The organism is Catenibacterium mitsuokai, assembly GCF_025148785.1.
Classification (GTDB): Bacteria; Bacillota_I; Bacilli_A; order Erysipelotrichales; family Coprobacillaceae; genus Catenibacterium; species Catenibacterium mitsuoka.
Genome location: NZ_CP102271.1, coordinates 1871059 through 1892869, shown reverse-complemented (window position 1 = coordinate 1892869; position 21811 = coordinate 1871059). Strand labels below are relative to the sequence as shown.

20 protein-coding genes are annotated in these 21811 nt (G+C 33.9%); 18 read left to right on the top strand and 2 right to left on the bottom strand.

Translation table 11 applies throughout. The features are described 5' to 3' along the window. Positions 1 to 57 precede the first annotated feature (57 nt). Positions 58 to 537: a GNAT family N-acetyltransferase gene (locus tag NQ499_RS09885; protein ID WP_040389669.1), complete on the top strand. Its 480-nt coding sequence runs from the start codon at positions 58 to 60 to the stop codon at positions 535 to 537. Next, entirely contained in the window at positions 534 to 1583 is a 1050-nt protein-coding gene (locus tag NQ499_RS09880; protein WP_006504916.1) for a molybdopterin-binding protein, read from the top strand. Before NQ499_RS09885 ends, NQ499_RS09880 begins: the two co-directional genes overlap by 4 nt. Here NQ499_RS09880 and NQ499_RS09875 read toward each other — a convergent pair. Continuing rightward, entirely contained in the window at positions 1578 to 2135 is a 558-nt protein-coding gene (locus NQ499_RS09875) for a hypothetical protein (RefSeq protein ID WP_006504917.1), read from the bottom strand. The genes NQ499_RS09880 and NQ499_RS09875 overlap by 6 nt on opposite strands. Positions 2136 to 2271: 136 nt before the next feature. On the opposite strand from NQ499_RS09875, the gene NQ499_RS09870 reads away from it, so the two are divergent. The 5 genes from NQ499_RS09870 to NQ499_RS09850 all read left to right on the top strand — a co-directional run bounded on the left by NQ499_RS09870 (position 2272) and on the right by NQ499_RS09850 (position 9686). After that, positions 2272 to 3540 carry an adenylosuccinate synthase gene (locus tag NQ499_RS09870; protein ID WP_006504918.1) on the top strand — a complete coding sequence of 423 codons (1269 nt, stop codon included), beginning with the start codon at positions 2272 to 2274 and terminating at the stop codon, positions 3538 to 3540. A 24-nt stretch (positions 3541 to 3564) separates the two neighbouring features. Beyond that, positions 3565 to 5109 carry a glutamine-hydrolyzing GMP synthase gene (gene guaA, locus NQ499_RS09865; RefSeq protein WP_006504919.1) on the top strand — a complete coding sequence of 515 codons (1545 nt, stop codon included), beginning with the start codon at positions 3565 to 3567 and terminating at the stop codon, positions 5107 to 5109. Positions 5110 to 5871: 762 nt separating this feature from the next. Then, positions 5872 to 6405, top strand: a complete 534-nt coding sequence (locus NQ499_RS09860) for a GNAT family N-acetyltransferase (RefSeq protein ID WP_006504920.1) — start codon at positions 5872 to 5874, stop codon at positions 6403 to 6405. Between the two features lie 392 nt (positions 6406 to 6797). Beyond that, positions 6798 to 8789 (top strand): oxidoreductase, encoded by a 1992-nt coding sequence (locus NQ499_RS09855; protein WP_040389671.1) that lies wholly within the window; start codon positions 6798 to 6800, stop codon positions 8787 to 8789. 30 nt (positions 8790 to 8819) lie between these two features. Then, complete coding sequence (locus tag NQ499_RS09850; protein WP_006504922.1) at positions 8820 to 9686, top strand: LysR family transcriptional regulator; 867 nt, start codon at positions 8820 to 8822, stop codon at positions 9684 to 9686. Positions 9687 to 9863: 177 nt separating this feature from the next. Here NQ499_RS09850 and NQ499_RS09845 read toward each other — a convergent pair whose 3' ends face one another. Continuing rightward, the gene (locus tag NQ499_RS09845; RefSeq protein WP_006507153.1) at positions 9864 to 10127 is read right to left on the bottom strand and encodes a hypothetical protein; all 264 of its coding nucleotides are present in this window, start codon (positions 10125 to 10127) and stop codon (positions 9864 to 9866) included. A 315-nt stretch (positions 10128 to 10442) separates the two neighbouring features. Between NQ499_RS09845 and NQ499_RS09840 the strand changes: the two genes are divergently transcribed. The 11 genes from NQ499_RS09840 (at position 10443) to NQ499_RS09790 (ending at position 21770) form a co-directional block, all read left to right on the top strand. Next, entirely contained in the window at positions 10443 to 11066 is a 624-nt protein-coding gene (locus NQ499_RS09840) for an SMI1/KNR4 family protein (protein WP_040389519.1), read from the top strand. Between the two features lie 4 nt (positions 11067 to 11070). Further along, positions 11071 to 11481, top strand: a complete 411-nt coding sequence (locus NQ499_RS09835; RefSeq protein ID WP_006504269.1) for a hypothetical protein — start codon at positions 11071 to 11073, stop codon at positions 11479 to 11481. A gap of 785 nt (positions 11482 to 12266) precedes the next feature. Continuing rightward, positions 12267 to 12524, top strand: a complete 258-nt coding sequence (locus tag NQ499_RS09830) for a hypothetical protein (protein ID WP_006504271.1) — start codon at positions 12267 to 12269, stop codon at positions 12522 to 12524. Continuing rightward, positions 12508 to 12870, top strand: coding sequence for a type II toxin-antitoxin system HicB family antitoxin (locus NQ499_RS09825; protein ID WP_006504272.1), 363 nt, complete (start codon positions 12508 to 12510; stop codon positions 12868 to 12870). The genes NQ499_RS09830 and NQ499_RS09825 overlap by 17 nt, the downstream gene beginning before the upstream one ends. Positions 12871 to 13562: 692 nt before the next feature. Then, positions 13563 to 16403, top strand: coding sequence for an alpha-glucosidase (gene ygjK / locus NQ499_RS09820; RefSeq protein WP_006504273.1), 2841 nt, complete (start codon positions 13563 to 13565; stop codon positions 16401 to 16403). A gap of 156 nt (positions 16404 to 16559) precedes the next feature. Further along, on the top strand, positions 16560 to 17003 hold the full coding sequence (locus NQ499_RS09815) for a MarR family winged helix-turn-helix transcriptional regulator (RefSeq protein WP_006504274.1): 444 nt from the start codon (positions 16560 to 16562) through the stop codon (positions 17001 to 17003). Continuing rightward, on the top strand, positions 17004 to 18329 hold the full coding sequence (locus NQ499_RS09810; protein ID WP_006504275.1) for an MATE family efflux transporter: 1326 nt from the start codon (positions 17004 to 17006) through the stop codon (positions 18327 to 18329). Between the two features lie 56 nt (positions 18330 to 18385). Beyond that, entirely contained in the window at positions 18386 to 20002 is a 1617-nt protein-coding gene (locus NQ499_RS09805; RefSeq protein WP_040389520.1) for an SWIM zinc finger family protein, read from the top strand. A gap of 86 nt (positions 20003 to 20088) precedes the next feature. Continuing rightward, positions 20089 to 20403, top strand: a complete 315-nt coding sequence (locus NQ499_RS09800; protein WP_006504277.1) for an acetate and sugar kinases/Hsc70/actin family protein — start codon at positions 20089 to 20091, stop codon at positions 20401 to 20403. Positions 20404 to 20552: 149 nt separating this feature from the next. Beyond that, positions 20553 to 21503: a calcium/sodium antiporter gene (locus NQ499_RS09795; protein WP_006504278.1), complete on the top strand. Its 951-nt coding sequence runs from the start codon at positions 20553 to 20555 to the stop codon at positions 21501 to 21503. Between the two features lie 129 nt (positions 21504 to 21632). Beyond that, the gene (locus tag NQ499_RS09790) at positions 21633 to 21770 is read left to right on the top strand and encodes a hypothetical protein (RefSeq protein ID WP_155812542.1); all 138 of its coding nucleotides are present in this window, start codon (positions 21633 to 21635) and stop codon (positions 21768 to 21770) included. Positions 21771 to 21811: the final 41 nt, after the last annotated feature.

Sequence of the window (21811 nt, the reverse complement as noted above, 5' to 3'; positions counted from 1 at the left end):
TATCAAGTCTTTTTTGTATAAGATACAAAAAATATTTTGAAAGGAGGAGAACATGTCATGATATTAAGACAAGCAGTTATAGGTGATATAGAAGCTATCTCTCATATAGAGTCTCTTTGTTTTCCTAAAGCTGAAGCAGCGACTTATGAGCAGTTTAAAGAACGCTTTAATGCCTTTTCAGAGAACTTTCTTGTATTAGAAGATAAAGATGTTATTGGCTTTATTAATGGGAATACATCGAATATTAAAGGTTTACCAGATGCATTCTATGAAGATGCCTCATTACATGATCCTATGGGTGATTATATGACGGTCTTTGGCCTAGATGTACATCCAAATTATCAGCATCAAGGCTTAGCACATACGCTTATGAATGGCTATATCACTCTTGCAAAGGAGCGAAATAAAAAAGGAATCTTCCTTACTTGTAAAGATCACTTGATAGGCTTTTATGAAAGTTTTGGCTATAAGCATCTTGGTGTCTCTTCTTCTACTCATGGAGAAGCAAAATGGAATGATATGTATCTGGAGGTATGAATGTAGAAGTGATTAATGTAGGGACTGAACTTCTTCTTGGTGAAATCATCAACACAGAAGCTCCGGTACTCTTTAAGATGTGTAAGGAATTGGGATTTGATATTTATCACCAGACGACTGTAGGTGATAATCCACAACGTTTATTAGAATGTCTCGATATTGCGTTTAAAAGAGGGGCAGATTGTGTCATCACTACTGCAGGACTTGGTCCAACGCAGGATGATTTAACTAAGGAACTCTCAGCAGAATATCTGAGACTAGAACTTGTCTATAACGAAGAAGAAGCCCGTAAGGTGGATGAAAAATGTCGCTTTGTGACAGGGCTCGATGTTGTTTCTGACAACAACTTCAAACAGGCTTATTTCCCAGAAAATGCTTATATATTAGAGAATGATGTAGGAACAGCCAATGGCTGTGTGATGAGCAAAGACGAGAAAATGATCATTAACCTTCCTGGTCCACCTAAGGAATTCAATTATGTTGTAGAACATTCCTTAAAGCCCTATCTCGAACAATATCGCCAGGAACAGATCTTTACATTAGATTATCTTGTAATGGGTATTGGGGAAAGTATGATTGATGAAAAACTGACAGAAACCCAATATAAACAGACAGATGTCACTCTTGCGATGTATGCAGGAGAAGGCTATGTGAGAGTACGCATAGCGACTAAAGCCAAAACAAAAGAAGAAGCTTATCAACATATGACCCCAATGAGGAATGAGATAGAAACACTATTAAAAGGTTATCTGATTCCAGGAGGTTCTATAGAAAAAGCCCTCAAAGACATCATGGTCCCTATTCAATTCATAGGGGATATAGATGTCCCCACATGGTTTAAGCCTTATGTAAAAGAGGATGCTGACTTTGTTATTTATTCTAAGGTGGAGCATGTCTCTTTAGGTGATCAGGTCACTATCCATGTGAATAACGATAAAGGATTTACAGATGGGATGTTGAAGGATTATCATCTCTCAATGAATCGTTTGACAAGCAAACTACAGCTTTATCTTTATCGTTATTTAAAAAACAGTTTACCCCTATAGTGGATAAACTGTTTGAATCGCTTCTATGACATGAAGAAAGATGTCATGAAGATTAGAAATATCAACAAGCACATCTCCACACTCTAATGAGTGATTTGCATCACGATAGAGAATAAGTGGAATATGTGCTTCATCACATGCACATTGAATGAGATTCGTCTTGGCCCATGGGTCATTTGTACCATGGAAGGCAATACCATTTAAGCTATACTTGAAAGTTGCAACAAGTGGTGTAAAATAAATAGAATACGCATTCACATGATGTTCTTCATTGAAACGTGCACTAATGGCAGTACCAATACTTTTTGATACAAATAGGATTTCATCATAAGTAGAAAATGGAATATCTTTAAGAATTTCTTCGGCTTGCTTATAACCAATATCTTCAGCCTGCTTAATTAATTCATCTTTATCTTTCATATGAGGAAAGTGTTTATAGTTCACTTCGATGATCTCATAGCCATAGGCTGATAAACATTTTTTAGAGTAGTAGAGGAGTGGTTTATCACAATGATAACCAATTCCAGGAAATAGAACTGCTAGTTTTTTCATCAAATCACCTCGTGTGATTTGATTATAGCACTTATTCACATAATTTCATTGATTTAACGAGAGTTTTATGTTTTACATAATGTTCTTTATCCTCTATAATATAGTTGTATTTTAACGAAAGAAAGGATGAACATAAATGGCAGGAGTCGTTGTTGTTGGAAGCCAGTGGGGCGACGAAGGAAAAGGAAAGGTTACAGATTATCTTGCACAGCAGGCAGATCTAGTAGTGAGATATTCTGGAGGTAATAATGCAGGTCATACTATTAAATTTAATGGCCAGAAATTTGCCTTAAGACTTATTCCTAGCGGAATCTTTACAACGGGTGAAGTTGTATTAGGTAACGGAATGGTTATCAATCCTAAAGCTTTACTTGAAGAAATGAAGTATTTAAATGATGCAGGTATCAAGACTGATAAGATGCACATCTCAGATCGTGCACATGTCACTTTACCTTATCATATTGAAATTGACGAATTAGAAGAAGAAATGCGTGGTGCTGCAAGTATCGGTACAACTAAGAAAGGTATTGGACCTACTTATGTAGATAAATATGACCGTATCGGTATTCGTATTGGTGAATTCATTAATGAACCATTATTTAAGAAGAGACTTGAAGAAACATTAGCATTCAAGAAGAAACAGTATCCTGGATTACAGTGTACTGCAGAAGAAATTTTTGAAGAATATAAGGAATATGCTAAAGTAATCAAACCTATGGTTTGTGATACTGGTATCTTTTTAGATGAAGCATTTCAGGCAAAGAAGAAGATCTTATTTGAAGGTGCTCAGGGTACTATGCTTGATATTGATTATGGTACTTATCCATATGTAACAAGTTCTCACCCAGGTGCTAATGGTGTACCATCTGGTGCAAGCATTGGTCCTCTTTATTTAACTGATGTAGTAGGTGTTATTAAGGCTTATACTACTCGTGTTGGTTCTGGTGCTTTCCCTACTGAAATTGAAGGTGAATTAGGTGATTATATCAGAAATGCAGGTCATGAATTTGGTACAGTAACTAAGAGACCAAGAAGAATTGGATGGTTCGATGCAGTTGTTGTTAACCAGTCAAGAAGAATGGCTTCATTAACTGGATGTTCATTAATGTTGTTAGATGTATTAAGTGGTTTAGATACTATTAAGATTTGTACTGCTTACATGTTAGATGGTAAAGAAATTCATGGTTTACCTTCTACAATTGAAGAATTAGCAAGAGTAGAACCAGTTTATGTAGAATTACCAGGCTGGAAGGAAGATATCACAAATGTCACTTCATTTGAAGAACTTCCTGTCAATGCTCAGAACTATATCAAGAAGATTGAAGAACTTATTCACTGCCCAGTGATAATGTTCTCAGTTGGACCTGATCGTACTCAGACAATTGTGCTTAAGGAAGTATTTTAATAAATAATTAGTAAAGGAGAACTTATGAAGAGAGAATTAGTACTGGTTATTGATTTTGGTGGCCAATACAATCAGCTCGTAGCGCGTAGAGTTCGTGAAAGCAACGTATATTGTGAAATCTATTCATATAGGGTTGCTATGCAGAAAATTAAAGAACTCAACCCTAAGGGAATCATCTTAACAGGTGGTCCTAATAGCTGCTATGAAGAAGGAGCTGCAACATGCGAAAAAGAACTTTTCGAATGTGGTGTTCCGGTACTTGGCTTATGTTATGGTGCTCAGCTAATGCAGTATGTATTAGGTGGTAATGTAGAAGCTGCACCTACTAGAGAATATGGAAAGACTGAAATCGTTGTTGATACAACTTCACCATTATTCTCAAATGTATCTGAAAAGACAGTATGCTGGATGAGTCATAATGACTATATTTCAGCTCTAGCTCCTGGTTTCAAATCTGTAGCACATTCTGATGAATGCCCAGTTGCAGCATGTGAAAACAGAGAAAAGAACCTTTATGGTATTCAGTTCCATCCAGAAGTATTACATACAGCAGAAGGTAAGAAGATGTTAAGAAACTTCGTAATCGATGTGTGTGGATGTTCTGGTGATTGGAAGATGGATTCTTTCGTAGAAGAATCTATTAAAGCAATCAGAGAAAAAGTTGGCGATGGTAAAGTGTTATGTGCTTTATCAGGAGGTGTTGACTCTTCTGTTGCAGCAGTCTTATTATCTAAGGCTATCGGAAATCAGTTAACTTGTGTATTTGTAGATCATGGTCTACTTCGTAAAAACGAAGGTGATGAAGTTGAAGCTGTATTTGGTAAAGATGGCAGCTATGACTTAAACTTCATCAGAGTCAATGCACAGGAAAGATATTATTCTAAGCTTAAGGGTGTGACTGAACCTGAAAGCAAGAGAAAAATCATCGGTGAAGAATTCATCAGAGTCTTTGAAGAAGAAGCAAAGAAGATTGGTGCCGTTGATTTCTTAGTACAGGGTACTATTTATCCAGACGTTGTAGAAAGCGGTCTTGGAGGGGAATCTGCAGTGATCAAGTCTCACCATAATGTTGGTGGATTACCTGATTGTGTAGATTTCAAAGAAATCATTGAACCATTAAGAGACTTATTCAAGGATGAAGTAAGAAAAGTTGGTCTTGAACTTGGTATTCCAGAATATTTAGTATTCAGACAGCCATTCCCAGGACCAGGTCTTGGTATTAGAATCATTGGTGAAGTCACTGCAGAAAAGGTACGTATGGTACAGGATGCAGATGCGATTTATAGAGAAGAAATTGCGAATGCTGGATTAGATCGTTCTATCGGTCAGTATTTTGCAGCATTAACTAATATGCAGTCAGTAGGTGTTATGGGTGATGAAAGAACTTATGACTATGCTGTTGCATTAAGAGCTGTTAATACTGTTGATTTCATGACTGCAGAAGCAGCTGAAATCCCTTATGAAGTCTTAAATAAGACTATGAATAGAATCATCAATGAAGTACGTGGTGTGAATAGAGTAATGTATGATATTACATCTAAGCCACCTGGGACTATTGAGTTCGAGTAAGTTGTAGTGATGATTCACAAGCCTCTTTTCCACGAGATTAGCAACTATCGCCCCGTGGGGAAAGGAAACTTAATCAAGATATAAAATAGAATAAAAAAAGAAATGAGACCTTGCGTTGAAAAATGCAGGGTCTTTTTGTTTGGTAAAAAACATGACTTCACATAACAAAAACCTTGTATTTAAGCCACTTTTAGTGAATAAAAGCATATTATTTTCTAGCTATTTTTCTTGTTTTAAAAATGAAAAAGAGAGAGTTTTTTATAGGAGAAAAACTTGGAGTTGCGGGGAGATAATTACGAAAAACGAAGGGAATTGGCTACGAATGATCATGTAGTATCGTAAAAACCAGTGTTTATGCGGGTTTGCGGCACTTTCAAAAGTCTTTTGATAACAAATTGATAACAGTTGCATAAGAGCCATTATTCTTGTAATCCAGTGGTTTTATGGTTAGAGAATGATTGACAGGCGGTTGTGTAACAAAGCGTTCAGAGCCATACTCGGAAATATTGAATATTTCTTCGTTGTGGCGTATCCACCAAATGAATATATGCAAATATATGTTTATGAGTGCAAGCACTCAACGCATGTATTCGCAACATTCGCTTGGCTCTGAACGAATCCATATTATAAACTAAGCCCTTAGCTGTGGGTATGAAACTCATGGCTAAGAGCTTTTTGCTTTACAATGATGTTGGTTTGTGTATAATTATGGATAAAATGAAATAACATAATTTTCCTATTGAGTAAATGTAAATTGGAGGGGTGATTCTGTTGAAAATTAAACTGATAAAAGGAAGTTATGAATATAAGGAGCAAATCATTGAGATGCTCAAAGAATGGAAAGAATATAACGATACTCATGAAGTGAATTGTTCACCAGGGGCTATTTTCAAAAACAACTATGATGATTTTGATTATTATTTGAGTAATTTGGAAACCAGCGAGCCTAAAAGTGGATTGGTTCCTGACTCGACATTTTTCTGTTTAGATGAGGAGCGAAACATAATTGTTGGTGCGGTAAATATTAGGCATTACTTAAATGAATATCTTTTGGCACACGGAGGTCATATTGGCGATGGAATCAGACCATCTGAACGAAGAAAAGGATATGCTACTCAAATGGTTGGGCTTGCCTTAGAAGAATGCAAAAGGCTTGGAATCAAGAAAGTTTTGATGGTGTGTGATAAAGATAATATTGGTTCTGCAAAATCTATTATAAAAAACGGTGGAATATTGGAAAATGAACAAAAAGAGGACGGCAAAGTAGAACAAAGATATTGGATTAATTTAGAGTAAGATGATAAATACTGGGAGATAGAAAAATAAGTATCCTTAAAAATGAAATCCGATATTGGAGTTTGATGCGTAATAAAATGCGGTTATCGACTCCACACATGAAAATTTAGATATTGAACTTCCGCCAAAATGTGTTTTTGCCTTTCTATGTTTAACACAATCTATGTGCTTCAGATACAAAACATATAAAAATATCATGAAAAGTTTGTTCATTAAATATGTGGCTTATGCCACACCTTATAAAGGTATCAACTTTTTTACAGGTTGATACCTTTAGTAGTATGTAGAAAATATTTGTTTATAACTGTAAACGTTTCATTGATATTAAGTCCTAAAGACATATGTTATCATGTAGTCATGAGAATAAAATAACAAGGAAGGATGCAAATTTTATGAAATATTCAAAATTATTTAGTCCAATAAAAATTGGAAGTATAACTATTAAAAATCGATTTGCGATGGCTCCAATGGGACCTTTAGGTCTTGCAGATGCCAATGGCGGATGGAACCAGCGTGGCATTGATTATTATGTAGAAAGAGCAAAGGGTGGAACTGGACTTATTATTACAGGTGTCACATTTTTTGATCAAGTTGTGGAAAAACAGGACCCTTCAACTGTTCCTAATCCACTTTACAAGCCTGTTAACTTTGTGAAAACAAGTAGAGAAATGACAGAGCGAATTCATGCATATGGAAGTAAAATCTTTTTACAGTTATCAGGAGGATTTGGTCGTGTGACTATTCCTACAAATGTAGGTGATATTCCACCCATTGCACCATCTGCAATCCCACATCGCTGGTTAGATAAGACTTGTCGTGCCATTACTGTAGATGAAATTCATGCTATTGTAAAACAGTTTGGTGAAGCTGCTTTCCATGCAAAAAGAGCAGGTTTTGATGGTGTGCAGATTCATGCTGTACATGAAGGTTATTTAATTGACCAATTTGCGATTTCAATGTTTAACCAAAGAACTGATGAATATGGAGGTTCTCTTGAAAACAGACTTCGTTTTGCAAAGGAAATAGTAGAAGAAATTAAAAAAACATGTGGTGATGATTTCCCTGTTACACTTCGTTTTAGTGTAAAAAGTATGATAAAAGATTGGCGTGTTGGGGCATTACCAGGAGAAGATTTTGAAGAAAAGGGCAGAGACACAGAAGAAGGCTTAAAAGCTGCTAAATTACTTGAAAGCTATGGCTATGATGCGTTGGATACTGATGTTGGAACATATGATGCCTGGTGGTGGAATCATCCTCCTATGTATCAAAAGAAAGGACTTTACAGAGAATACTGCAAAATGGTAAAAGAAGTAGTAGATATCCCAGTATTCTGTGCAGGCCGTATGGATAATCCAGACATGGCATTAGAAGCTATTGAAAATGGTGAATGTGATGTTATTGATCTAGGTAGACCACTACTAGCAGATCCAGATTATTGTAATAAATTAAGATGTGGTAAGATCACACAGATACGTCCATGTATTTCTTGCCATGAAGGATGTATGGGAAGAGTTGCTTCATATTCTCTTCTTAATTGTGCTGTAAATCCACAGGCAGCTAGAGAGCGTGTTAATGCATATGAGCCTATTTTAAAGAAAAAGAAAGTGTTGATTGTAGGTGGTGGTGTAGCAGGCTGTGAAGCTGCACGTGTATTAGCTATCCGAGGACATCAACCAGTAGTTTATGAAAAAGGAAGCAGACTTGGCGGTAATTTAATTCCAGGTGGAGCTCCTGATTTTAAAGAAGATGATATTGCATTAGCAGATTGGTATACAAATGAATTAAATCGTTTAGGTGTACATGTTCATTTGAATACGGAACTTAATGAAGAAGAAATTAAAGCTATGGATTATGATACTGTGATTCTTGCGACAGGATCTAAACCAAAAGTATTCTCTTTGGGTGATGATTCACATACTTATACAGCAGAACAAGTTTTATTGAAACAGAAGGATGCTGGAAAGAAAACTGTTGTTGTAGGTGGTGGACTTGTAGGTTGTGAAACTGCTTTGTGGTTGGCGCAGAATGGAATTCATGTTACAATTGTTGAAGCATTAGATAAGGTAATGGCTGTAAATGGTCCACTTTGTGCTGCGAATAAAGAAATGTTGGAAGCATTGCTACCATTTAATGGAGTAGAAATTATCACAGGTGCAAAGGTTACAGAATTTGCGAATGGAGAAGTAAAAGTAGATACTAAAGAAGGTAGCAAGACTATTATGAGTGATAGTGTTATCCTTTCAGTTGGATATAAAGAAGAGAATACACTTTATAATAATCTTCAATTTGATATTCCTGATCTTTATTTGCTTGGAGATGCAAAAAAGGTATCCAACATCATGTATGCAATCTGGGATGCATTCGAAGTAGCTAACCATATTTAATAATGATATGAAGGTGACTGGTGATTTGAATTGGGTGATATAAAGAATTTTATATATTTTCAGAAAGTATATGAAATGCATAGTATGCATAGAGCAGCTGAACATTTATTTATTTCTGCACAAGGTCTTGGTAAAATCATCAAGAATCTTGAACACGAGTATAACACCACTTTTTTCGTTCGCTCTCAAAATGGTGTTATTCCTACAGATAGTGCAAAATTATTTTATGACTGGAGCAAAGAATTAGTTTTGCAGGATGCTCATATTAAAACTGAAATAAATAATCTTAATAACGGAATAAATCGCTTACGAATTGGTTGTGCAAGTGGTATCTTAAAGGCTATTCAACTTAAGACAATATTAGATTTTGCAAACTCAAATAAAACTCTTCATGTAGAATGGAGTGAGTACAGTAATGAAGAAGTCATAAATAAGCTTCTTAATTATGATATTGAGTATGGTATTGTTGTTGGACTACATGATTATCCTAATTTAGAACAAGTAAAATTATGTCAATGTAATCTTGTTTTATATGTATATGAAGGACATCCTTATTATGAGAAGGAAAAAATCCCTCTAGATATGTTGAGGGATGAAAACATTATAATAATGAATGAGAGTTTTCATATATATAATGATTTCATTAAAGCCTGTAAAATAAAGGGGTTTACTCCAAACATAAAAGCAAAAACCATGGATGGCGGAACCTTGATGCATTTATGTAGACAAAAAATAGGAATTGCGATTTCACCAAAATTTGAAGACGAAGCACCAGCAGGATTAAAGGCTATTGCATTTGAAGAGCCCTATCATTGGGATATTTATGGTACTTTTAGAAAAAATTCTAAAGATGATTCAATAAAAAAACTTCAAGTCGCATTATTGCCGCAAATCTAATTAAAGGTTTGTTTGAAACTATATAAAAAATCGTGTGAACAAAATTGATTTACACGATTTTTTTAGAACCTTTAATTTTTAAGGGGGGTCAATAGAAAACTCGCTTTAAATTATTGGGGGTTTCCACTTGTAAAGGGCAGTCAGAAATGACTGCCCTTTAGTGCGCTCATATTACTCCTATTTAAATGTTTTATTTATTCTTTTTCTTATAAGATTCTCTCTTTTTGGTATTAGAGAAGTGTTCTTGCCTCTTATCATGTTATGTATGACTTTACATTTTCTATAGTCCTTAATGTTCATTCTACTGCCGCATTCTGGACAGGAGATAATGGTTCTCTTAAGTGTGATACAATAAATCACTTCTTTTTCATTGATTTCAGTCGTATGAGACTGTACAAAGGATTCATAATCCCCTAAAATAATCCTTAGATCATTATCCAATTTGTGATCTCCTTTTGCTTTGATTTAATATGAGCAAATTAATGATACAGCGAAAGGTTTTTAATTACACAAAAATACCTAAAAAAGTGGGAGCCTTAGGTGACCCCCACAGATTTAAAGGTGCTGTTTCCAAGACCCCCAAATATTTAGAGCGAAGGTCTGACCCCCACAAAAATTAAAGACCCTTTTTTTATATCATGACGAATGCTGTATTAATGGGGATATGACTCTATTCTTGGAATAATTTCTTAATATGGGAAATACATTGGAAGAATGAGTAGAATATGCAATAATAACTATCAGGAAGGTAAAATTATGAACTACAATAATATTGATTATATTCAGAAAAATGATCCAGCCACAAAAGAAGATATAGAATCTGTAGAAAAACATATTAATGAAACAATTCCTAAAGTGTATAAAGAATTTCTAAGATATGCGAATGGGATAGTTATGAATTTGTGTGTACTTTATGATACTTCTACTATTATTGAAAGTTATGAATGTAATGAGTTTTCTATTAATATGCCTGGATATATCAGCATTGGAAATGATAATGGCGATAGAGAACTTATTATGAAGGCAGAAAAAGGAGCAATATTATGTGGCTTTTTAGATGCAGCAGAGATAGGGAATTTTGATGTAGAGGAATGGTTTGATTTTAAATCATGGATAGAAAATGGTTGTGAAATGGAAGATGATGAGGAGGATTCAGAATATGGGAAAGTCTATATTGTGAAAGTTCCAGATGATAAATTAAAGTTTCTATCCGAAACAAAGAAACTTTTTGCATTACCTATTTCAACAGGTGTCCTCTATAAGAAAATCAATAATTTGCCATGTGCAATAATGGATAATATAACAGAAGCATTGGCTGATACTATTATCAAAAAGATATCATATTCTGAATGTTATGAGTATAGAAAGGTGAGGAAATGACTCTATGACAAAAGAAGAAATAATCACTAGATTACAGAATGCAACTAAAGAAGATGAAGAATATTATATGGATGATGATTTGATTGATGCAATCAACCAATATCCAGATCATTTTGAACTTGTGGAACCTATTCTAGAAATTATAGGAACTCATCCTAGGGTTGATTTTGGTATGCCCGGGGATCTAGTTCATTTTCTAGAACAATTCTATAAGCACGGATATGAGGAGTTATTAGTTTTTTCAGTAAGAAAGAATCCTACAGCACATAATATATGGATGGTACATCGCTGTTTCAATGATGTGAATAATCCGAAGAGAGAAATGTTTGCAAAACTTATGAAGGAACTCAAAGATGATTCATCAATCTCAATGGATATTAAGAAAGAAATAGATGAATTTGATTGGGAAATTTAGAGAGTAAAAGAAATGAACCCCTGTATTAGAAGGCTGGTCTACTTTTGTAGACTATTATCATTTCAACCTGTATGTAAATACAAATTCAAAGAATTATTTGCACCTTATGAACAATATAGTAAGAAAGATTGTACTGAAGTTGTAGGGACGTATTATGGGTGGGACTACTGTCTGTCTCGATGTGATAAAGAAGATTGCACAGTTCCTATTATTGAAGCAAAAAATCGTGCATATAATTACGCAGTTAATTCTTTATGGATTTGGAAAGAAAGAAATATATTGTTGCAAAAGCTCCTGACTTAATAGTCAGGAGTTTTTGCCTCTGTATTCTGGATAATATATTGTACAGCCTTTTGTATACGTGTATCTGAAATGACAGGACCTATGACTCTGCCACCTTTTGGGCAAACGTATAACTTCTTTATGTGATTTTCAGGCGAATGATTTCTTTGCTCAGACAGAAATTGATAAATGTCCTTAGATATGCTGTATTTTCATCAATAATTGATTGAAGTCATCTTCAGATAAGTAGTAATGACTTAATTACGATTCATTTCACTTGATGTGTTCTGAGAGTAAGGTGCATCAGAAATAGGTCCTATTATGATATAGATAACTCTATGTGATATTTCTTTGTGATAGACTTAACCATGAGAAATACTTTCTTTAGTTGAGAAGTAAGATATTGTCTCTTTTTTGTAGTATAAGTGTATATAGAGTGGATTTATTATATGATTGACACCATATACGACACCATATTATAATAAGAACAGGAGAAATGAAACATGTCAAAATGGGATAAACTGATTTTGAAGATTAGTACTTTATCAAAAGAGTTACGTTTTTCTGAATTAAAAAAAGTATTGGAGAGTTATGGATATGTAATGAATAATCCTAAAGGAGGAAGCAGTCATTATACTTTCAGGAAGAAAGGATGTATGCCTATCACAATACCTAAACATGAACCAATAAAAAGAGTATATGTTGAAATGGTAAGATTAATTGTAGAAAAAGAGGAGAAGAATAATGAAAACACTCAATGATTATATGGCCTTACCTTATCGTTTAGAAATAGTAGAAGATCAAGAAGAAGGTGGATATGTAGTTTCTTATCCTGATCTTCCAGGTTGTATCACTTGTGGAGATACAATAGAAGATGCTATGAATAATGCAAAGGATGCAAAGAAAGCATGGATTGAAGCAGCATTAGAAGAAGGTATTGAGATTAATGAACCAGATAGCATAGAAGATTATTCTGGACAATTCAAATTGAGAATTCCTAAGACTTTACATAGAACACTTGCTTTGCATGCTAGAAAAGAAGGCATCAGCATGAACCAATATTGCGTCTATCTCCTATCTAGAAATGATACTTTACTTTCAAAATAGAACATAATCACTTGAACACATACACTTGTATGTGTTTTTATGTATAGAAATGAAATTTCAATATTCAAGGTATTGGTTGAATACATATTTCAATCAATAATTTTTGTTGTTTTCATTTGTCTTTAATGCAAAATTAATGATTTTATTTGCGATTTTCGCATATTGTATTATAATAGAAACAATCATGATGTTTGAATATCAAAATAACTCTTGTAAAAATATCACAAACATCATCATAAATATTACCGATGTTCTATTAATAACAAATATAATCAATTAAATTTAGATAAATACTTAATATATATTTAAAAATATCTGATAATACATACGGTATAAAGGATTCCAAATATACCGTACTTTTAATCATCGACAGTCACAACAATTTTATAAAGAGCAAAATAATACTGATAAAAACAAATTCTGCATGCGAATAAGATAAAAAGCAGATGATTTATACCAATGTATACAATCTATTTCGAAGTTTGTTTGAAATATAAAACGATTTATTGACGGTAATCGTTTTCAATTTTATACTAGACTTGTAAAAGACGGACGTAGTCAACAAGGGACATAATGAATTCAAATAACGCACCTTATTTGTATATGTTATATCCTTTTTTTCTGAAAAGCGCGCGTCATAAAAATAGACTGACCTCTTTACAAAAAATAATAATAGAAGGGAATACACATATATGAAGGCAAAAAAAGTCTTGAAGAACATTGTAGCATTAAGTGTTGCAACAGTGATTGTTGGCGGAACATTGTCACCTATCTCCGCTGTAGGAAGCTCTAAAGATTTAACTGAATTTGGCAATGTATTAAATGTAAAAGCTGTCCCAACTGAAAAGATTTATGGAACTTATGATACAAACGACTATAACAACTTCTCAGATCAGGGTGCTTGGCATGGTTACTATTTACCTGAAACAACAGAAGCAGCTCACAAGATGTATGGAGGGTTCGCTGGTCCTGTTTGTATCGCAGAAGAATACCCATTCAACTTATCTGACTCAATTAATAAGATCAACTTAGAAAGAGTAAATGGTGAGACAAAAGAAAAGGTTGATCTAACTAAAGCAAAAACAGATTTCGTTTATTATCCAGGAAGACTTGAACAGACTTACAAGATGGATGATTTAACATTAAAGCTAAAATTGATCTTTGCCACTAATAGAACAGCTTTAATCGAAACAGAAATCGAAAATAACACTAATAGTAAATTGACTCTTGATTTATCTTGGGATGGTCACTTATTTACTTGGTATACATATAGTCCAGAAGAAACAAGAGCAGACTATAAGACAGGTACTACTTTCGCAAAAGACGAAAATGGCGTGAAAGTGAATTTTGAAACTAAACGTTATACATATCGTTATATGACAACGGATCAGAACTCATTTGACGTGACATTAGGCGAAAATGACCTAGAAACCAATGTTGCAGAAGATAAGCATTCTTATACTATTAATAAGAAGAATTCTGTAGAAATTGATGCAAATGAAAGCTATAAGACTTATCAGACACAGAGTTATACTTTCACTGATAAAGAAAGAACTGCAGAAAGAGAAAAAGTAAAAGATATCTTAAATAAACCTGGTCACTACTTAACTGATAACAACACTCGTTGGCAGGGTTATGTTAATACTATTTTCAAAAATAAGAACGCTGTAGGCACTGCTTATCAAAGAGCTGCAGTTAAATCTATGGAAACATTAACTACTAACTGGTTCTCACCAGCCGGTGCAATTAAGCATGATGGAGTCGTACCATCTATGTCTTATAAGTGGTTCGTTGGTATGTGGGCTTGGGACTCTTGGAAACAGGTGGTTGCAACTACACAGTTTAATCCAGAATTAGCTAAGAATAACATTAGAGCATTATTCGACTATCAGATCACTAAAGAAGATGCTGTTCGTCCACAGGATGAAGGTGCTATCATTGACTGTATTTTCTATAACCAGAATGAAGACCGCGGTGGTGATGGAGGAAACTGGAACGAACGTAACTCTAAACCAGCACTTGCTGCATGGGCAGTTCAGAGTGTTTATGAAGCAACTGGTGATAAAGAATTCTTAAAAGAAATGTATCCTAAGTTAGTTGCATATCATAACTGGTGGTATAAAAACCGTGATATCGATAAGAATGGTATTGCTGAATACGGAGGAATGGTTCATGAAACATGCTACGATTGGCAGAACTATACTAACCCTCTTACTGGTAAAAGCTATTATATCGGTGAAGAAGTAGAAGGATTTGGTAAGATCGTTGGTGTACCATCTAGCGATGGAAGCTATGAATATGGTTATATCTATGATGAAAACAATGAACGTGTTGTATGTCCAGAAGCTGGTATCGAAGCAGCTGCTTGGGAAAGTGGTATGGATAACGCAACTCGTTTTGACAGAGAAGGTTTAAGCACTGAAACATTTAAGGATCCTGGAGTTCTTATCTATACTGTAAGAGATGATAACAAGAAACCTGTTGGTTATGTTATCAACCAGGAATCTGTAGATTTAAACTCTTACTTATATGCTGAAAAAGGTTTCTTAAAATCTATGGCAGATGTTTTAGGTAAGAAAGATGATGCTAAGAAGTATTCTAAAGAAGCTAAGAAAGTAGCAGACTATATCAATACAAAGATGTATGATGAAAAGACTGGTTACTACTATGACTTACAGACTAATGAAGATGGTTCTACAAAGACTCTTCTAACTAACCGTGGTAAAGGTACTGAAGGATGGTTACCACTTTGGGCTAAAGCGGCTACTAAAGAACAGGCAAAAGCAGTCGCAGCAAATATGACATCTCCAGATAAGTTTGATACATTAGTACCATTCCCAACTGCATCAAAGGACAACCAGAAATATGCTCCAACTAGATATTGGAGAGGACCTGTATGGTTAGACCAGGCATTATATGGCGTTGAAGCATTACAGAACTATGGTTATAATGAAGATGCTAAGAGAATGGCATACAAGTTATTTGATAACGCTAAGGGATTATTAGGTGATGGACCAATTCATGAAAACTATAACCCTGAAACTGGTGATGGTTTACATACTAAGAACTTCAGCTGGTCAGCATCTGCGTTCTACTTATTATATCAGAACACATTAACATCAACTAAGACAACTTCACAGACAGGACTTGCTATTCCTGGTGAAGTCACTGTAAATAAAGATGAATTAGCAGCAGTTATTAAGGAAGCAGAAGCATTAGATAAGAAATTATATACAACTGATTCATTCAAGGCTGTAGAAACAGCATTAACATCAGCAAAAGCAGTATATGCAGATGAAGATGCAACTCAGGAAGAAGTCAATCAGGCTGTAGCTGACTTAAGAGATGCAATGGTTAAACTTGTTAAAGTTGAAGGCGTTGTGATCGATAAAGATAACAAGGACAACAAAGATAACAAAGACAACAACAATAAGAATCCAAAGACTGGTGATCATACATTCGTATTTGGTAGTGTATGTGCTATGTTAGTATCAGGTTTCTTATTCATCTTCTTAAAGAAGAAAAGAGCTTAGTAATTAAAAAAATCCTCAAAATGAGGATTCTGGAGGCAGCCTAGCTGCCTCTTTTCTTATATATAAGTAAAACTTTATTTCTTATGCTTGACATTCATTTTATTATTTATATAATTACCATAGGTAATTACCTATGGTAATTAAAAGGAGAGGCGTATGAATAGTCAAAAAACTAAGGAAATGCTGGACAGCTGTTATATTGCAAAAAGAATATTGGACTTATTACCAGAACTTCCTGAAGGTGTTCTTCCTTCATATATTCGTTATTTAGAAACAGTTCTTAATTTGAAAGAAACACATGAAAAGGTTAAAGTATCAGATTTAAGTTCTGCACTCAATTTACCTAGACCAGGAGTCACACGTACTGTAAGTTCTATGGTAGAAAAAGGTTATTTAAATAAGACATCTTCTAAAGAAGATGGACGTGTCACTTATGTTGAAGTAAGTGAAAAAGGACAGGCTTTATTTGAAAAGTTCAATAAGGATTATTTTGAAGACTTATCTCAAAGGTTAAGTGATATTTCTATAGAAGAAGCAGATTGTATGATTGAAACAATAGAAAAGTTCTATCAAGTGATGTGTGAAAGGAGAAAAGCATAAATGAATTCAGATTTTACTCAGGGAAGTATTTTTAAGAAATTAGTCGCATTTATGATTCCTGTACTAGGCGCATTAGTATTACAGGCAGCTTATGGTGCGGTTGACTTACTTGTGGTAGGACGTTTTGGAACAACAGCAGGCTTATCCGCTGTTTCTACAGGAAGTCAGGTATTAAACCTTGTCACATTTGTGATCACTCAGTTTGCAATGGGGATTACAGTACTTATCGCAAGATATATAGGTGAAAAGAAACAGAAGAACATTGGGGCTTTAATTGGTGGTGCTACAGTTCTATTTGGAATAGTTTCAGTATTCTTATTCATCATCATGATATTATGTGCATTGCCCATTTCAACGCTCATGCAGGCACCTGATCAAGCACTCAATCTTACATCTATGTATGTAAGAATATGTGGTGGTGGTATTTTCTTTATTGTGGCTTATAATGTATTATCGGCTATTTTTAGAGGATTAGGAGATAGTAAGTCTCCATTACTTTTTGTAGCAGTAGCATGTCTTATTAATGTGGTAGGAGATTTGGTTTTAGTAGCAGGTTTCCATCTAGATGCAGCAGGTGCGGCAATGGCTACAGTACTTGCACAGGCATGTAGTGTATTATTCGCTTTAGGATTATTAAAGAAAAGAAAACTCCCATTTGAAATACATAAACATGATTTTAAAATCAACCATCACTGCATTCGTGCAATGAAAATCGGTGTACCTCTCGCATTGCAGGAATGCTTGACTCAGATTTCCTTCCTTGCATTATGTGCCTTTATTAATCGTTTAGGATTAGAGGCATCATCAGGATATGGTGTAGCATGTAAAATTGTAAACTTTGCGATGCTTGTACCAAGTGCTTTAATGCAGTCCATGGCTTCATTTGTGGCTCAGAATGTAGGCGCAAATAACGAAAAAAGAGCTAAACAATCTATGTTTACAGGTATGGGTATAGGATTATTTATTGGTGTCATTGTATTTTGTTTAGTTATGTTTAAAGGAGATATGTTAACAGGAATCTTTACGACAGAACAAGGTGTTATTCATCAGGGCTATGCTTACTTAAAAGGCTTTGCATTGGAAACATTAGTCACTGCAGTACTCTTTAGTATGATCGGTTACTTTAATGGTCATGATCAGACACTCTGGGTTATGATACAGGGATTGATTCAAACACTTCTTGTTCGCTTACCATTGGCGTATTATATGTCTATTCAGCCTAATGCAAGTCTTACTTATATTGGTCTTGCAGCACCAATTGCGACTATTACTGGTATTATCCTTAATGTATGTTTCTATTTTTATATGAATAAGAAAATGAATTAGATAGCAGAAATGCTGTCTTTTTTAGTATAATAGAACTATAAATGGGAGGCGCTTATATGGAATGGGAAACTTATTTTCAAAAACGAATATTGGATAGGGGGTATGACTATTATTTTGATGATCGCGTAGAAGATTTACGTATTAATTCTAATAGGATTAAAGCAGTTGTTAATGGGACAGATTTTTATCATGTAGAAATCAAATTAAATGGAAATAAAATAATAGGCATGTCCTGTGATTGTCCTTATGCAGAAGATGGACACAATTGTAAGCATATGGCAGCTGTTTTATATGAGTGGCAACTAAGTGCAACTCATCCAGTCATAGATAATTCAAAACTTGTGAAAGAGGCCTCAGAAGAAGATGTACGATCATTTCTTATTCAAGTACTTAATGATCAGCCTAGTTTAGTAGAAACCTTTAAACAATATACACAAAATGAATTTTCTTTGACTACAATGATTGATGATTTGGAGGGAGTTGTTGATTCTTATAGTGATGGTTATCATTATATCGATTATGAATTTAGCTGTGATTTTTGTGATAACTATGAAGATGCTATTTTTAAGTGGCTTGATCTTTTGAAAGAAAAGAAACAATATTCTCTCGCATTTAAATTCTTATTAAAAGCTTATGATATATTTGATAAGTTAGATATTGAGGATAATGAAGGTGAAACGTATGATGTTTCTTTTTCTATTATAAATGCATGTTCAAACATTATTATGTGTATGGAAAAGTCAGAAAGAATAGATGCATTTAATTTACTTAAACAATTTCTCAACAATATAAGATATTCTTATGATAGAATAGATATTCTGCAAGTGTTTTTTAATTATTTAAAAGGTGAAGATTTATTGAAGCTTCAAATTGATTTTGTGAAAGAACAGTTAGACTATATAGAGAGTCATAATGATATTTTAGATAGAGAGTATGTACTTGATGGTTTTGCAAAAATGTATCTTGACCTCTTAAGGAAAAACAATGTATCAAATCAAGAGATAAATGTTATTTATAAAAAGTATTGGAAATGCGATTCTATTAGAATGGACTGTGTCTTTACTTGTATTAATAATAAAGAGTACGATAAAGCTTTGGATTATATTGATAAATGTATTGATCTTGATTATGAGAACCAAGCTCTTATGAAACGTGATATAGAATTGAAGAAAGATATTTATAAAAAACAGGGAAACACTAAAGCTTATAGGGAAGAATTAAAGAATTTGATTCTCTTTTTCAATGATACTAATATAGACGATTATATTGAACTTAGAAGTCACTACAATGATAAAGAATGGATTACAGAAAGAGATTCTCTTATTGAACAGCTTGCTCCTGGATGTTTTTTGTGTGAAATTTTAGAAACAGAGCAATTATATGGACAGCTATTTGATGTTATTTTAAGAAGTAATAATAGAGATTTATTGCATCAATATACTCACGTGCTTAATGATGAATATCCTGAAAAACTGATTCAGTTATATCGAGAATTTGTTGAAAAACAGGCTGAATCTACTGGAAGCAGAAAGCATTATTATCAAATTGTAGAAGAGTTAAGAATCATGAAGTCTATTACTGGTGGTGATAAAGTAGTTGATGAAATCATTAAGAAATGGAAGATTCAATATAAAAACAGAAGCGCAATGCTGGATGAATTAAATAGAGTATAGTCCACTCCGGTGGACTTTTTTACATCCTTATTTTACATCAAATGAGTCATCAATGGAAAATATAAACAAAAGGGGGCAAATGGAAAATGAGCCAGTATTATCTTGCAGTAGATATTGGAACTTCTAGTGGACGTCATATGTTAGCCTGTATACAAGATGGAAAAATCAAACTAGAAGAAATCTATCATTTCGAAAATGAAATGAAAAATTGTAAGGAATTAGACAAGATTTCTGTCAGTATGTCTATTGATACTTGGACAGTAGATTATGTCTTATTAGATGAAAATGATCTTGTTGTAGGTGATTCTTATGGTTATCGTGATCATTGTACTGATGGTATGGATGAAGTAGTTAATAAGGTTATTGATGAAAAAGAAGCATATGCTAAAACAGATTTTTAATAAACAAGTAATCAGTCATTATCGTCACCTCACATGTGAAATTATGATGAAATAATAGATATACTTCAATCGTCGGATACTATTGACTAACACTATAATAAAATGATAGATTATTAATCAGTTTATATATAAAGGAAGAGAATAAAAAAATGTTAAATACTTTCATGGAAATTGGTATATTAATTGTTGGTTTTATATTATTGATTAAAGGCGCAGATTTCTTTGTAGATGGAAGTTCTTCTGTCGCAAAAAGATTAAAAGTTCCTTCAATGATCATTGGACTTACAATTGTCGCCATGGGTACAAGCTTACCTGAATGTGCAGTCAGTGTCACTGCTTCAATGAGCAACAACAACGCTCTTGCAGTCAGTAATGTAGTAGGATCTAACTTATTTAATTTAATGGTTGTATGTGGTGTATGTACACTATTTGTACCTCTTGCAGTTTCTACAGATACATTAAAGAAAGAATTCCCATTCTCTATTATTTGTGCGGCTTTATTACTTGTATTTGGTTTAGATAGTATGCTAGGTAGAGTAGATAGTGCAGTTTTTATTGTATTATTTGCCGCATATTTAGGATGGATGATCTACTCAGCATTACAGGCAAGAAATAAAGCATTAAGCGAAGACAATGATGAAGAAATCAAGCTATTACCAGTATGGCAGTGTATTGTATATATTGTCGGTGGTGCAGCTGCTATTAAATTTGGTGGTGACTTTGTTGTAGAAGGTGCAACAGCAGTTGCGACTATGCTAGGACTCAGTCAGAACCTTATTGGTTTGACTATTGTTGCTTTAGGAACAAGTCTTCCAGAACTAGTAACTTCTATTGTCGCTGCAAGAAAGAATGAAATCGATATGGCTTTAGGTAACGTTATTGGATCTAATATCTTTAATATCTTGCTTGTATTAGGTATTGCTGGGGTCATTAGTCCTGTTGCCATTATTACAGAAAACTTGATTGATACATTTATTTTAATTGCAGTAAGTACTCTAGTATGGATATTTGCATGGAAGAAGAAAGAACTTGTTAAGTGGCAGGGCATTGTGATGCTTACTATTTATACAGCATATCTTGTTTATATTTGTATGCGTTAAGAAGGTGATGCCTTCTTTTTTTATTAGATATCTAATATAGATGACAAATATGGTTTAACATAATATAATTTAAGAAGAGGAAAGATTGCACAAAGTCATTAAATGAATTTGAAAGGAGTATGGAATAACATGAGAAGAAATAAAGTAAGATATTATCTGGATGTTGTAATCCATCATCCTGATTGGACTATAGAAGATTTTGAAGAAGAAGAAAAAAAGCTTAAAGAAGAGAGCGATAAATTAACAGAGTGGCCTCCTATATATTGAGGCTGATTTGAAACCAACTTTATATAGTCGGTTTTTATTTT

What these genes read in the sequence shown, in the direction of transcription:
- NQ499_RS09885 (WP_040389669.1), top strand. Translation starts at nt 58, where the DNA reads ATGATATTAAGACAAGCAGTTATAGGTGATATAGAAGCTATCTCTCAT.
- NQ499_RS09880 (WP_006504916.1), top strand. Translation starts at nt 534, where the DNA reads ATGAATGTAGAAGTGATTAATGTAGGGACTGAACTTCTTCTTGGTGAA.
- NQ499_RS09875 (WP_006504917.1), bottom strand. Translation starts at nt 2,135, where the DNA reads ATGAAAAAACTAGCAGTTCTATTTCCTGGAATTGGTTATCATTGTGAT.
- NQ499_RS09870 (WP_006504918.1), top strand. Translation starts at nt 2,272, where the DNA reads ATGGCAGGAGTCGTTGTTGTTGGAAGCCAGTGGGGCGACGAAGGAAAA.
- guaA (WP_006504919.1), top strand. Translation starts at nt 3,565, where the DNA reads ATGAAGAGAGAATTAGTACTGGTTATTGATTTTGGTGGCCAATACAAT.
- NQ499_RS09855 (WP_040389671.1), top strand. Translation starts at nt 6,798, where the DNA reads ATGAAATATTCAAAATTATTTAGTCCAATAAAAATTGGAAGTATAACT.
- NQ499_RS09840 (WP_040389519.1), top strand. Translation starts at nt 10,443, where the DNA reads ATGAACTACAATAATATTGATTATATTCAGAAAAATGATCCAGCCACA.
- NQ499_RS09835 (WP_006504269.1), top strand. Translation starts at nt 11,071, where the DNA reads ATGACAAAAGAAGAAATAATCACTAGATTACAGAATGCAACTAAAGAA.
- NQ499_RS09830 (WP_006504271.1), top strand. Translation starts at nt 12,267, where the DNA reads ATGTCAAAATGGGATAAACTGATTTTGAAGATTAGTACTTTATCAAAA.
- NQ499_RS09825 (WP_006504272.1), top strand. Translation starts at nt 12,508, where the DNA reads ATGAAAACACTCAATGATTATATGGCCTTACCTTATCGTTTAGAAATA.
- ygjK (WP_006504273.1), top strand. Translation starts at nt 13,563, where the DNA reads ATGAAGGCAAAAAAAGTCTTGAAGAACATTGTAGCATTAAGTGTTGCA.
- NQ499_RS09815 (WP_006504274.1), top strand. Translation starts at nt 16,560, where the DNA reads ATGAATAGTCAAAAAACTAAGGAAATGCTGGACAGCTGTTATATTGCA.
- NQ499_RS09810 (WP_006504275.1), top strand. Translation starts at nt 17,004, where the DNA reads ATGAATTCAGATTTTACTCAGGGAAGTATTTTTAAGAAATTAGTCGCA.
- NQ499_RS09805 (WP_040389520.1), top strand. Translation starts at nt 18,386, where the DNA reads ATGGAATGGGAAACTTATTTTCAAAAACGAATATTGGATAGGGGGTAT.
- NQ499_RS09800 (WP_006504277.1), top strand. Translation starts at nt 20,089, where the DNA reads ATGAGCCAGTATTATCTTGCAGTAGATATTGGAACTTCTAGTGGACGT.
- NQ499_RS09795 (WP_006504278.1), top strand. Translation starts at nt 20,553, where the DNA reads ATGTTAAATACTTTCATGGAAATTGGTATATTAATTGTTGGTTTTATA.
- NQ499_RS09790 (WP_155812542.1), top strand. Translation starts at nt 21,633, where the DNA reads ATGAGAAGAAATAAAGTAAGATATTATCTGGATGTTGTAATCCATCAT.